General features: G+C 37.5%; 1 pseudogene. It reads right to left on the bottom strand.

What is annotated here, in order from left to right:
• Nucleotides 1-269, bottom strand: a pseudogene (locus SB679_RS24430) (curli production assembly protein CsgG); the annotation flags it as partial.

Below are 269 nucleotides of genomic sequence, written 5' to 3'. Positions count from 1 at the left end.
CACAAGACCTTCCCAATTATCCTTGAAGCCAAGGTCATATTGTGCAGAAGCTCTCAGAGAAACATTGTGATCCAACATATATTCAAGGCCTCCTCCAAACTGTCCCTTGTACTGAGGTTTGTATTTAGAATAGAAAGCTCCTGCCCCACCATAAATGTATGGGCTAAATCTATACTTGGGAAAAAGCAGGTATTCCAGATTTACTTCAGGACCGAAGTAGTTTCTTTTTACAATATTTTCATTTTCCAATGTAAAATAATTACCACTAA

This window comes from Chryseobacterium sp. SIMBA_029, assembly GCF_046535275.1.
Lineage (GTDB): Bacteria > Bacteroidota > Bacteroidia > Flavobacteriales > Weeksellaceae > Chryseobacterium.
This window is presented reverse-complemented; position numbering and strand designations above follow the sequence as displayed.